Genomic DNA, 12,483 nt, shown 5'->3' with positions numbered 1-12,483 from the left:
TCCTATGGCGTGCTTATGACATGCATCACAGCAACCGTCACTATGGCCCCATTGCACCTTTTTGTGCGCAGGTCTGTGCTGGGAAGTAAGGAACAGGTATGGACAAGCTTTGGTTGAAGGTGTGAAGATCCCGTGTCGCTTTGTCGTCTTTGGTGGCGAAGGCCGGTCAAACGTTTGAAGTCCTGGGGGAGGGCTGACAGTCATCCACCGGCTCGGCGGGACATCGCGCCTCGGCGGCTGCTGGGTATGGCGAGCGCACCACGGGTGGGGCGGTGTCCGTACCCGGCCGGCGGTGGTGGTTCTTATGTCTTGGACGGTGTGGATCTTCGGTGGTGAGCCTCAACAACCCTGAGGCCAGCGCGCTGGTGTCGACGTATAGGTCGCTGGTGCCTGTGGGAGCACGTCGACGCATCGTGCGTCGAGTCCCGCGTCCACTTCGCAACGCGGTGATGCATCTGCTGGCCTCCTTCGACTCGCTGCGTTCCACTGTCGCGACGCGCGCCCTCGGGGGCAGCAGCTCGCCTGCACGGCACGGGCCCAGCGCCTTCCTCAGAGTGGTTCGGCACAGGGGCAAGCACGTCCGTGCCGTGGTGGTACAGGGCGCCACCGAGTGGGCGGCTCGTGCGCGCAACCTGCACATCCTGGTCGCCCTCCTGGAGGCGGCCGAGATCGACTACTTCTGCGTTCGCGGCACTGCGCAGGCGGTGCCCTGCGTCGCGGTCTCCGCGGACCAGCGTGAGGAAGTAGAGGAAATCCTGCAGATCGCCTTCGGCCGCAATCCGGGATATGTCTCCGAGGGCCTGGGGGAGCAACGGGACGGAGCGTCGGCCAAGACCTGGCGCAAGATGCGGTCCCACCAGGTGCTGCGCCTCGCGTGGAACGTCTGCGACCCCACCGGGACACTGGTTTTTGGTCAAGAGTCGGGCTGTGACCTGGAGTACTGGCGGCGAGAGGGCGACGAACTTGTCGCCCCGCGGCCCAACAGCGTCCTGACGCAGACGCCGGTCACCGGTGAGCGCCGGATCATGGAACAGAAGCTATTCAGCCCGGTGCCTGCTCTGTACCACACCGGATATGCACGCTCGATGCCCGAGTTCGGCGTGCCCCTGGCCGGTGATCACCTCTTCTCCATCGATGTCGTCTACACATGGGTGGATGACTCGGATCCGGTGTGGAGGGCGAGCAAGGACGCGGCCCGCCGCATCCTCACCCAAGACGCCGGCGGCTCCCTGCATGAGCAGGCGGCCAACGACGCGCGCTACACGAGCCGTGACGAACTGCGCTACTCCCTTCGGTCGATCCACCAGTACGCGCCCTGGGTGCACAACATCTACTTGGTCACCGCCGGCCAGGTACCGCGCTGGCTCAACACCGAGTATCCGGGACTGCGAGTTGTGGATCATCGAGACATCTTTTCCGATCCCATGGCGTTGCCCACGTTCAACTCGCACGCCATCGAGAGTCAACTGCACCATATCGAGGAGTTGTCGGACCACTTCCTCTATTTGAACGACGACGTGTTCTTCGGGCGTCCGGTGGGGCCGGGGCACTTCTTCCATCCGAATGGCCTTACCAAGTTCTTCATGTCCAAAGCGCTCATCCCCTCCGGAGAGGTGAGCCCGTCGGATCTGCCGGTGAATGCTGCGGGCAAGAACAGCCGCGGACTCATAGCTCAGCAGTTCGGCACCTTCATCGCTCAGAAGATGAAGCACACGCCTCATGCGCTCAGGCGCGAGGTGCTGCAGGAGATCGAGCGCACTTACCCCAATGACCACTGGAGGACGCAGCACTCGAAGTTCCGTTCGCCGGACGATGTGCCCATTGCTTCGTCGCTCCACCACTACCACGCCTTTCACACGGCGAGAGCAACAGTCGGCGACCTCCGATACGTCTACATCGACATCGGCGACGTGAAAGCGCGACAGCGTTTGCACAGGCTCCTGGCGCGACGCGACTTCGACACCTTCTGTATCAACGACACGATCGTGCCGGAGGACCGTGACGCCCAGGAACGGATGGTTCGCGACTTCCTGGAGTCGTACTTCCCCGTCCCCAGCCCTTACGAATTGCCGGCTGAAGTGGAGAACGCGCGGGCACAAGGTTCGCCCGCCGAGTTGCGGAGCGCTCGAATATGATCACCAGACTCCGGCGGATGGTCCGCCGATTCCGTTCGGCCGTTCGCCGCCCGTTCGCCGCCCTCCGTACCTGGATGCTGCTCCGTCTCTTTCTGCCGCGCCGGACGCGCGTGGGCCGCCTGTCCTACGCGGCCGTGCTCGACGGCCAGACCGTGAACCTGCACGCGCAACTTCCGGACTACCTGTCAGTCCCCGAGCAGGCGGAGATCGAACTGACCCGCGGCCGAGAGCGCCACGCCTCCGCGGCTCGTGTCTACGAGGACTTCGATGGACAGCTCCTGTGTGATGCCGCCGTTCTTCTGGGCGCGATAACGGGTGGACTGCCGATCGGGGACGGAGACTGGAAGGTTCGCCTGCGCATGACAGACGGGCGTCGCTCGCGGAGAATTCCACTGTTGCTCGTGGAAGCCCCCGAGCCGTACGCCGGCCCGACCATGCCGCATGCGACGTCTCCCATCACCGGCCAAAGATACCGGCTTGCCCGATCCGTCACTGGCAACCTGCGGATCGTCACCGCCACACCCCGGCCGTCGGCCGAGGTGGTCCGGGTCGACCTCTCCCACACGGGACTGACCGTTGACTTCCGCTTGGTCGGATCGGAGGCGGGCGGTGACCCGCGGGTGGAGTTCGCGGCCACGGGAAGACGTCTGACTCGCCCTGTGGAACAGTGTTCCGACTCGACGTGGCGAGTGCACGTACCCCTGGAGGAGATGTCGCCCACCCGGCGAGACGTGCTGCACTGGGATGTGACGGCGCACTTCGCGTCGGGGCGAAGCCTGCGCGTCGGCCGCCATCTCCATGACGTGCGCAACCCGCAGCGTGTGTTCGGCATCGCTGCGAAGGCTGTGGCCCCGCCCGGCTCCTCGCCCATGATCGTCCACCCCCGTTACACCCCCGCAGGGAACTTCCGGGTCACCTGCACTCGTATGCCCGAGTCCGGGCGGAGCACCTCATGAAGATCACCTTCCTGCTCACCACCGCGGACGCCGTCGGCGGCACCGAGCGAGCGGTCTTCAACCAAGCTGCGGAACTCGCCGGACACCACGATGTGCGAGTGATCAGCGTCTTCAAGAGCCAGTCGAAGCTCTTCTTCGGGGTGGACGAACGGGTGCGCGTCGACTATCTCGTCGATCTGACCGGCCCAGTGCCGCGCACCGTGCGGCCGACCCGTCTGACGGACGGCGAGCTGACGAGCCTGGCGGCACTGCCGAGCGCCTTGGTCGACCGGGCGTGGGAGGCCGCCTTCAACCGGCTGTCCGACACCGAACTGGAACTGACGCTCCAGGACATCGACACCGACATCCTCATCACCACGACCCCCGCACTCATGGCTCTGGCCGTGCAGCTCTGCCCGGCCGATGTCATCACCGTCCACCAGGAGCACCGTGTGTCCGAGCTGCGCGGCAGCAGCGGTGAACCGCTCCTGCGGTATGCCTCGCGCCTGGACGCGCTGGCGGTGCTGAGTGAGCGGACGGGAGAGTGGTTCGCAGAGACGTTCGGTGCCAGTGCGCCGCGCATCGAGGTCATTCCCAATGCCCTGCCGGCCGGCTTCCGGCCGAGGTCCACACTGCAGACGCGGACCGTGGTCACCGCGGGACGGCTCGTCGGTGAGAAACAACTCGACCACGCGATCCAGGCTTGGGCGCTCATCGCGCCGTATCACCCCTCGTGGACACTGCGGATCTTCGGAGACGGCCCGCTCAGTGGGGCGCTCAGGCGGCAGATCAACCACCTCGGCCTGCACGACTCCGTTCAGCTGAACGGTAATTCCCCTCATCTGGCCGAGGAATGGGCCAAGGCCAGCATCGCCCTCATGACCTCCCGCAACGAGGCGTTCCCGCTCGTTCTGATGGAGGCGCAGGCGGCCGGTGTACCCGTAGTGTCGTATGACTGCCCCAACGGGCCACGGGAGATCATTCTCGACGGCCAGACGGGCGTGCTCGTTCCCCCTGGGGACGTTGAGGCACTTGCCCAGCGACTCGACCAGCTCATGAGGGACGACGCGATGCGTCACCGGATGGGTGCGGCCGCCGCGGAATCCATCACGCGGTTCGCTCCTCCTCTGGTCAACGAGCGCTGGGAGCGGTTCTTCCAGGAACTCGTCGACTTCCGCGCACGAGGCGACCGAGCATGGGCGAAGGCCGACAGACAGTCATTGCACGCCGTGTTCAGTGGCCCGAACGGTGTGGTCGTCCCCGCCACTCCGGCTCCGGCCAGCCAGTCGCGCGGCGGCGCGCAGCGCCGTCTCGAGGAGTCCATCGCCAAGCGGCACCAGGACCTGGTTCGCGATGGCGGGCAATTGTGCCGGACGTCGGACTCCACTACGCCTTATGAAGTGGTTCAGGCCAATCTGGCGCTGGTCGCGGACGCCTTGGAAGCAGCGGGCATTCCTTACCTCGTCGTACGCGACACGATGGTGCGCCACACGGTCGCGGTCCACGAGTCGTTCAGGGACATGGTCTTCAAGACGCTCGCCGGTACCTACCGGAATCAGGCGGTCTACACGGCACTGCTCAACGACCGGCAGGAGACGGTCTCGACCGTGCTCGCAGGTCTGGCCGAGGGACTGATGGAGCAGACCAGTTCGGGTGTGCGCGTCTACCAGAACGTGGTGACCAAGTCGCGCACCATGCGCTTGGGAGCCGTCTACGGCTGCACGATCTCCTTCTGGACTCAGGATCCCGAGGACCCCGAGACCATGGTCGCCCCGACGCGCACACTCATCGGCACCCAGATCGCGCAAGGCTCCCTGGGTCGGGCCGAAACAGTTCTCGGCGGACGCAGGTATCCGACGGTCGTACCGTTCACCCAGCCCCTCCACAACCAGGTGACGTTCCCCATCGACGCCGTCTACACCTGGGTGGACGGTTCCGACATGGCGTGGCTGGAGCGCAAGAACCGGGTGCTGTCCCACCTGGGCCTCGAGACGGTGGACGCGGCGGCCAGCGCCGCGCGCTTCCGCAGCCGCGACGAACTGCGGTACTCGCTTCGCTCGATCGACATGTACGCGCCCTGGATCCGCAACATCTACATCGTGACGGACCGGCAGGTGCCGGCTTGGCTCGACACCGAGCATCACCGAGTCCGCGTGGTGGACCACAGAGAAATCTTCGCGGACCCGCACAACCTGCCGACGTTCAACTCGCATGCGATCGAAAGTCAGTTGCACCACATTGAAGGGCTCGCCGAGCACTTCCTCTACTTCAACGACGACTTCTTCATGGGCCGCACGGTGCAGCCCAGCCTCTTCTTCCAGGGCAACGGGCAGGCGAAGCATTTCCTTTCCCCGACATCGATCCCCATGGTGCCGCCCCTGGAGACCGATGACTTCAACATCAGCGCCGCGAAGAACAACCGGGTACTGATAGCGAGGGCTTTCGGTCAGGTCATCACTCACGCCTTCCTCCACGCTCCGTACGCCCTGAGACGGAGCGTCATGGCGGACCTGGAGCGAGATTTCCCTGAGCAAGTCATGGGCACCGCCGCCAGCCGGCTCCGCAGCCACAGCGATGTGTCGATCGCCTCGTCTCTGCACCACTACTACGCCTTCCATACGGGGCGCAGTGGGCCGGGCTCCATTTCCTGTGGTTTTGTGAACGTCGGCATCAAGGAGCATCGCTCCCGCCTCAACAGGCTGCTCACCGTACGCCCCAACGACGTTTTCTGCCTCAACGACTTCCATGACGGTGACGTCGACGAAGACGAGCAGGATGCCATCCTCGCGGCCTTCCTGCCCAGCTACTTCCCTGTGGCGAGCCAGTTCGAATACGGGTCTGCGCGAAACCAGCGCTACCACAGCGGTCTTCTGCCCGAGTGGCCCCTGTGACGCGGTCGATCAAGGAGCGAACGTGAGCAAGGTCTGTGTTGTGGGGAACTCCGTGGCAGCTCCCCGAACTCCCGATGAGGCGCCGCTCGCTGGATGGGGTCAATTCCTGCAGCAGTTCTTGACGCCCTATCACGAGGTGCGGAATTACGCACGGGACGCCATGACAGCCCGTGGGTATTTCACAGAACGCTTCGTGTCTCTCCTCAATCTGCTCGAACCAGGCGACCTCGTCCTGTTCAACTTCGGTCTCGTGGAGCAGCGCGTCGACAACCCGCAGCGCTACCATGGCGCCCGCGAGTTCAAGGAGTTTCTGCACCTGTACGTCCGCGGTGTACGGGGCGAGGGTGCGGTCCCGGTTCTCGTGACACAGACCGCACGGTGTTCGTTCGACGCGTCCGGTCGCGTCGCGGACACCAGCGACGGTTACCCCCAACTGGTCAGGGAGGTGGCCGCAGAGACGGATGCCCCCCTGATCGACCTGCACGAACTCACTCTGCGGCTGATACAGGGGCTCGGTCCGCAGTACGCTCGCCAGTACTTCCGCTGGCTGGACCCGGGCGAGCATCCGAATCATCCGGATGGGATCATCGACTCGTCCCACTTCAACGAGCAGGGTGCACGCGAAGTCGCCCGGCTCGTCGCCGGAAGTCTGCACGGAGCGGTCGGTGTTCCCCAGGGCTTCGTCGATCCGGAAGCCGTGGCCGTCGCTCCGGCGTTCCCACCCCCACTGACGGAATTCACCGTCGACAAGCCAGAGGCGGCTCTGTTCGAAGAGTTCCGTGTGGGCGCCGCTCCGGTCTTCTCGAGGCCGGCCCCGCACGCGGTCGTCGGTGCGATGCAGAAGTTCACGGGCACCGCCGCGCCTGGCACGACGTATCTGCTCTTCTTCGAGAACGGCGTCTACCTCGGGGGAACCCGGGTCGGTGCGAGCGGGGCGTGGGCATGGCGCAGGGTCGTCAACTGGCCCGGCGGGCCACATCTGATGCACGTTGTCGGCTTCACCGAGCAGGGAGTCACTCCGGTGGCCGAGTTGGCGTTCACCGTGCGGGACTGGGTGGAACCACCGGTCGTCACCGGCCCCCGTGAAGGCGCGTGGACGGGGCCTCGCCCACGGTTCTCCGGCACCGCGGAACCGGGTGTGTCCGGTGTGGCTGTCCTCGAGGGCGGCCGCATGATTGCCATGGCGCCGGTCGACAAGGACGGGTCCTGGAAGGTCACGCACCCCCACGACTGGAAACCGGGGTCGCACGTCGTGGAGTTCGTGGCTGTCTTCAGCGCCATTCACTCCACTCCCGTTCAGCACACGATCCGGGTCCACGGGATTGCGGAGGACAACTGGCTCAGGAACTCGCTCGCCTCTCGTGAGCCTTGCTCCGGCAAATGTGATCACCTGCCGTTCAACGGGCGCTGGTGACCTTGGTCCAGCGACCGCGGCGATCGGCGTACAGGGCGATGGTGGCGAGGTCGACCTACCGCGGGCGCTGCCTCAGACGAGGTCGCCGTTCGGCATAAGGGAATGCGAGAGGGTCTCCGCCAGGAAGCGGAGACCCTCTCACCTGCGATGACGTGCGTCCGTCACGCCGGAACCGAAGCCACCCCCGGCTCCAGGAACCGCCTGCCGAGCACCCGCTCGCTGACGCCCTCGCGGTCCAGGTACGGAGTGATGCCGCCCAGGTGGAAGGGCCAGCCGGCGCCGGTGATCAGGCACAGGTCGATGTCCTGGGCCTCGGCGACGACGCCCTCCTCGAGCATGAGACCGATCTCCTGCGCGACCGCGTCGAGCACCCGCGCCCGGACCTGCTCCTCGGTCAGGACCACATCGCCCTGCTTCAGGAGCGCGGCGACCTCCGGGTCCAGTTCGGGCTTGCCGCTGTCGTAGACGTAAAAGCCGCGCTTGCCGGCCTCGACGACCGCCTTGAGGTTGGGGGAGACCTTGAAGCGGTCCGGGAAGGCCCTGTTGAGGGTCTCCGAGACGTGCAGGCCGATCGCCGGGCCGACCAGCTCGAGGAGGACGAGCGGGGACATCGGCAGGCCCAGCGGCTCCACCGCCTTCTCCGCCACCTCGACCGGGGTGCCCTCGTCGATGACGTTCTGGATCTCGCCCATGAAGCGGGTCAGGATGCGGTTGACCACGAACGCCGGGGCGTCCTTGACCAGCACCGCGGTCTTCTTCAGCTTCTTGGCCACCGCGAAGGCGGTCGCCAGCGAGGCGTCGTCCGTCTTCTCGCCGCGGACGATCTCCAGGAGGGGGAGGATCGCCACGGGGTTGAAGAAGTGGAAGCCCACGACCCGCTCGGGGTGCTGGAGCTTGGAGGCCATCTCCGACACCGCCAGGGAGGAGGTGTTGGTCGCCAGGATCGCGTGCGCCGGGGCTACCGCCTCGACCTCCGCGAACACCTGCTGCTTGACGCCCATCTCCTCGAAGACGGCCTCGATGACGAAGTCCGCGTCCGCGAAGCCCTCGGCCTTGTCCAGGACACCGGTCACCAGCGCCTTGAGGCGGTTGGCCTTGTCCTGGTTGATACGGCCCTTGCCGAGCAGCTTGTCGATCTCGGCGTGGACGTAACCCACACCCTTGTCGATGCGCTCCTGGTCGATGTCGGTCAACACGACCGGCACCTCCAGCCGGCGGAGGAAGAGCAGGGCCAGCTGGGAGGCCATCAGGCCCGCGCCGACCACGCCGACCTTCGTCACCGGGCGGGCGAGGTTCTTGTCCGGGGCGCCCGCCGGGTGCTTGCCGCGCTTCTGCACCAGGTTGAACGCGTAGATGCCGGCGCGCAGTTCACCGCCCATGATCAGGTCCGCGAGGGCCTGGTCCTCGGCGTCGTAGCCCTGCTGGAGGTCGCCGTTCTTGGCGGCGGCGATGATGTCCAGCGCACGGTAGGCGGCCGGGGCCGCGCCGTGCACCTTGGAGTCGGCGATGAAGCGGCCGCGGGCGACGGCCTGGTCCCAGGCCTCACCGCGGTCGATGACCGGGCGCTCGACGACGAGGTCGCCCTTGAGGACGGACGCCGTCCAGATCAGCGACTGCTCCAGGAAGTCGGCGCCCTCGAAGATCGCGTCGGCGATGCCGAGTTCGTAGACCTGCTTGCCCTTGAGCTGCTTGTTCTGGTTGAGGCTGTTCTCGATGACGACCGTCACGGCCCTGTCGGCGCCGATCAGGTTCGGCAGTAGGGTGCAGCCGCCCCAGCCGGGGACCAGGCCGAGGAAGACCTCGGGGAGCGAGAACGCCGGCAGCGCCGCGGACACCGTGCGGTAGGTGCAGTGCAGGCCGACCTCGACGCCGCCGCCCATCGCCGCGCCGTTGTAGTAGGCGAAGGTGGGGACGGCCAGCTTCGACAGCCGCTTGAAGACCTCGTGCCCGCCCTTGCCGATGGCCAGCGCGTCCTCGTGCCGCTTCAGCAGCTCGACGCCCTTGAGGTCGGCGCCGACGGCGAAGATGAACGGCTTGCCGGTGATGCCGACACCGACGATCTCGCCGTCCGCGGCCTCCTTCTCGACCTGGTCGACGGCCGTGTCGAGGTTCGCCAGCGACTGCGGGCCGAAGGTGGTCGGCTTGGTGTGGTCGTGGCCGTTGTCCAGCGTGATGAGGGCGAAACGGCCCGCGCCGAACGGGAGGTCGAAGTGGCGTACGTGCGCCTGCGTGACGACCTCGTCCGGGAACAGCTCGGCCGCGCCCTTCAGGAGTTCAGCGGTGGTGCTCACTTGTCGCCTCCGTCGAAGTGCGGGTTCTCCCAGATGACCGTCGCGCCCATGCCGAAGCCGACGCACATCGTGGTCAGGCCGTAGCGGACCTGCGGCTGCTCCTCGAACTGGCGGGCCAGCTGCGTCATCAGCCGGACGCCGGAGGAGGCCAGCGGGTGACCGAAGGCGATCGCGCCGCCGTACTGGTTGACCCGCTCGTCGTCGTCCGCGATGCCGTAGTGGTCGAGGAAGGCCAGGACCTGGACGGCGAAGGCCTCGTTGATCTCGAACAGGCCGATGTCGGAGATGGACAGGCCGGCCTTGGCCAGGGCCTTCTCGGTGGCCGGGATCGGACCGTAGCCCATGACCTCCGGCTCGACGCCGGCGAAGGCGTAGGAGACCAGGCGCATCTTGACCGGCAGCCCGTTCTCCCGGGCGAAGTCCTCGCTCGCGATGACGGAGGCGGTGGCGCCGTCGTTCAGACCGGCCGCGTTGCCCGCGGTGACCCGGCCGTGGACGCGGAACGGCGTCTTGAGATTCGCCAGGTTCTCCAGGGTGGTGCCCGGGCGCATCGGCTCGTCGGCGGTGACCAGGCCCCAGCCGGTCTCCCCGCTCTCGGGGTTGGTGCGGCGCACCGAGATCGGCACCAGGTCCTGCTGGATCTTGCCGTTGGCGTAGGCCTTGGCGGCCTTCTCCTGCGAGCGCACCGCGTACTCGTCCGCGCGCAGCTTGGTGATGTGCGGGTAGCGGTCGTGCAGGTTCTCCGCGGTCATGCCCATGAACAGGGCGGACTCGTCGACCAGCTTCTCGCTCACGAACCGCGGGTTCGGGTCCACACCCTCGCCCATCGGGTGGCGGCCCATGTGCTCGACGCCGCCGGCGATGGCGACGTCGTACGCACCGAAGGCGATGGAGCCGGAGACGGTGGTGACGGCGGTCAGCGCGCCCGCGCACATGCGGTCGATGGAGTAGCCGGGGACCGAGGTGGGCAGGCCCGCGAGGATGCCGGCGGTGCGGCCGATGGTCAGGCCCTGGTCGCCGATCTGCGTGGTCGCGGCGACGGCGACCTCGTCGACCTTCTTCGGGTCGAGACCGGGGTTGCGGCGCAGCAGCTCCCGGATCGCCTTCACGACGAGGTCGTCGGCGCGGGTCTCGTGGTAGATGCCCTTCGGGCCCGCCTTGCCGAACGGGGTGCGGACGCCGTCGACGAAGACGACGTCCCTGACGGTACGAGGCACGATGGCTCTCCTCCAGGGTGCGGGATGGCACTGCTGCGACGCGCAAGCGCTGAGCGCGCGCTCAGGACTCATGCTACTCGCGGGTAATGTGACTGCACAGTCCCCCCGCCGGGAGCGGCGAACGTCACACCGTCGCGCCCCCGAGCGTCACACGACCGCGGCCCTGGACGTCGCACCCCCACGGCCCGGTCGGGCGGCGGGGGTGCGAGGAGGAAGCCTGGGCGCGGGCGGCCGGCCCCGGGGTCTGCCCTAGGCGCCCGCGCCCTTCGTCGACAGGGCCGCCACCAGGACCGGCGTGACCTGTTCTACCTGCCACGGGCGCGCGCCGTGGCAGGCCAGTGCGGCGGCCACCGATGCGGCGTCGGCGTCCTTCGGCGGTTCCCAGCACAGCCGCCGCACCGTGTCCGGCGCGACGAGGTTCTCCTGCGGCATGTTCAGCCGCTCGGCGAGCGCCGAGACGGCCGCCCGGGCCGCGGCGAGGCGAGCCGCGGCGGCCGGGTCCTTGTCCGCCCACGCGCGCGGCGGCGGGGGTCCGGTGACCGGCTGCCCGGGCTGGGGCAGCTGGGACTCGGAGAGGGACCTGGCCCGGTCCACCGCGGTCTGCCACTGCTCCAGCTGACGGCGGCCCATCCGGTGGCCGAAGCCGTTCAGCGCGGCGAGGGCGTGCACGTTGGACGGCAGCGCGAGCGCGGCCTCTACGATGGCCGCGTCCGACAGCACCTTGCCCGGCGAGACGTCCCGACGCCGGGCCACCCGGTCCCGGGTCTGCCACAGCTCCCGTACGACGGCCAGCTGCCGCCTGCGCCGGACCCGGTGCATCCCGGAGGTGCGCCGCCAGGGGTCCTTGCGGGGCTCGGCGGGCGGCGCCGAGGCGATGGCGTCGAACTCCTGCAGGGCCCACTCCAGCTTGCCCTGCCGGTCCAGCTCCTTCTCCAGCGCGTCGCGCAGGTCGACGAGCAGTTCCACGTCCAGGGCCGCGTAGCGCAGCCACGGCTCCGGCAGCGGCCGGGTGGACCAGTCGACGGCGGAGTGGCCCTTCTCCAGGACGAAGCCGAGCACGTTCTCCACCATGGCGCCGAGCCCGACCCGCGGGAATCCGGCGAGCCGGCCGGCCAGCTCGGTGTCGAACAGGTGGCTGGGCAGCATGCCTATCTCGCGCAGACACGGCAGGTCCTGGGTGGCGGCGTGCAGCACCCACTCGACGCCGGACAGGGCCTCGCCCAGGCCGGACAGGTCGGAACAGGCGACGGGGTCGATGAGCGCGGTGCCTGCGCCCTCGCGGCGCAGCTGCACCAGGTAGGCGCGCTGGCCGTAGCGGTAGCCGGAGGCCCGCTCGGCGTCGACGGCGACGGGGCCGGAACCTGCGGCGAACGCGCCGATCACCTCCGCCAGCGCCGCGGCGTCGGCGATCACGGGTGGAAGGCCCTCGCGGGGCTCCAGCAATGGGATCGGCGCCCCCGTGTCAGAAGAGCCGCCGTCGTCCGGAGGGGCGCCTCCGGTGGTTCGCAGTGGGCTGTCTGCTGCGGTTTCTCGGGCGTCGGTCACCTGTCAAGGGTATCCGTGGATGGACGGCGCCCGCCGACGGAACGTTCCGTCGGCG

Annotated in this window: 7 protein-coding genes; 4 read left to right on the top strand and 3 right to left on the bottom strand. The window is 67.7% G+C overall.

Translation table 11 applies throughout. From position 1 onward, the window contains the following. The first annotated feature begins 329 nt into the window (after positions 1-329). The 4 genes from ACWDUZ_RS20930 to ACWDUZ_RS20915 are packed head-to-tail and all read left to right on the top strand — an operon-like array spanning position 330 to position 7,375. Positions 330-2,135 (top strand): stealth family protein, encoded by a 1,806-nt coding sequence (locus ACWDUZ_RS20930; RefSeq protein ID WP_451633280.1) that lies wholly within the window; start codon positions 330-332, stop codon positions 2,133-2,135. Next, on the top strand, positions 2,132-3,091 hold the full coding sequence (locus ACWDUZ_RS20925; RefSeq protein WP_451633279.1) for a hypothetical protein: 960 nt from the start codon (positions 2,132-2,134) through the stop codon (positions 3,089-3,091). Before ACWDUZ_RS20930 ends, ACWDUZ_RS20925 begins: the two co-directional genes overlap by 4 nt. After that, entirely contained in the window at positions 3,088-5,961 is a 2,874-nt protein-coding gene (locus ACWDUZ_RS20920) for a stealth conserved region 3 domain-containing protein (protein WP_451633278.1), read from the top strand. The genes ACWDUZ_RS20925 and ACWDUZ_RS20920 overlap by 4 nt, the downstream gene beginning before the upstream one ends. Positions 5,962-5,983: 22 nt before the next feature. Further along, positions 5,984-7,375, top strand: coding sequence for a hypothetical protein (locus ACWDUZ_RS20915; protein WP_451633277.1), 1,392 nt, complete (start codon positions 5,984-5,986; stop codon positions 7,373-7,375). Positions 7,376-7,536: 161 nt separating this feature from the next. Here ACWDUZ_RS20915 and ACWDUZ_RS20910 read toward each other — a convergent pair whose 3' ends face one another. From ACWDUZ_RS20910 to ACWDUZ_RS20900, 3 genes are all read right to left on the bottom strand, one after another. Then, a complete protein-coding gene (locus ACWDUZ_RS20910; protein ID WP_451633276.1) occupies positions 7,537-9,666 on the bottom strand; it encodes a 3-hydroxyacyl-CoA dehydrogenase NAD-binding domain-containing protein in 2,130 nt (709 codons plus the stop codon). After that, positions 9,663-10,883, bottom strand: a complete 1,221-nt coding sequence (locus tag ACWDUZ_RS20905; protein WP_451633275.1) for a thiolase family protein — start codon at positions 10,881-10,883, stop codon at positions 9,663-9,665. The genes ACWDUZ_RS20910 and ACWDUZ_RS20905 overlap by 4 nt, the downstream gene beginning before the upstream one ends. 249 nt (positions 10,884-11,132) lie before the next feature. Beyond that, positions 11,133-12,428, bottom strand: a complete 1,296-nt coding sequence (locus ACWDUZ_RS20900; protein ID WP_451633274.1) for an HRDC domain-containing protein — start codon at positions 12,426-12,428, stop codon at positions 11,133-11,135. Positions 12,429-12,483 lie beyond the last annotated feature (55 nt).

This window comes from Streptomyces sp. NPDC003393, assembly GCF_053589015.1.
The sequence above is the reverse complement of the archived record's forward strand: the minus strand, read 5'-3'. Positions and strand labels throughout refer to the sequence as shown.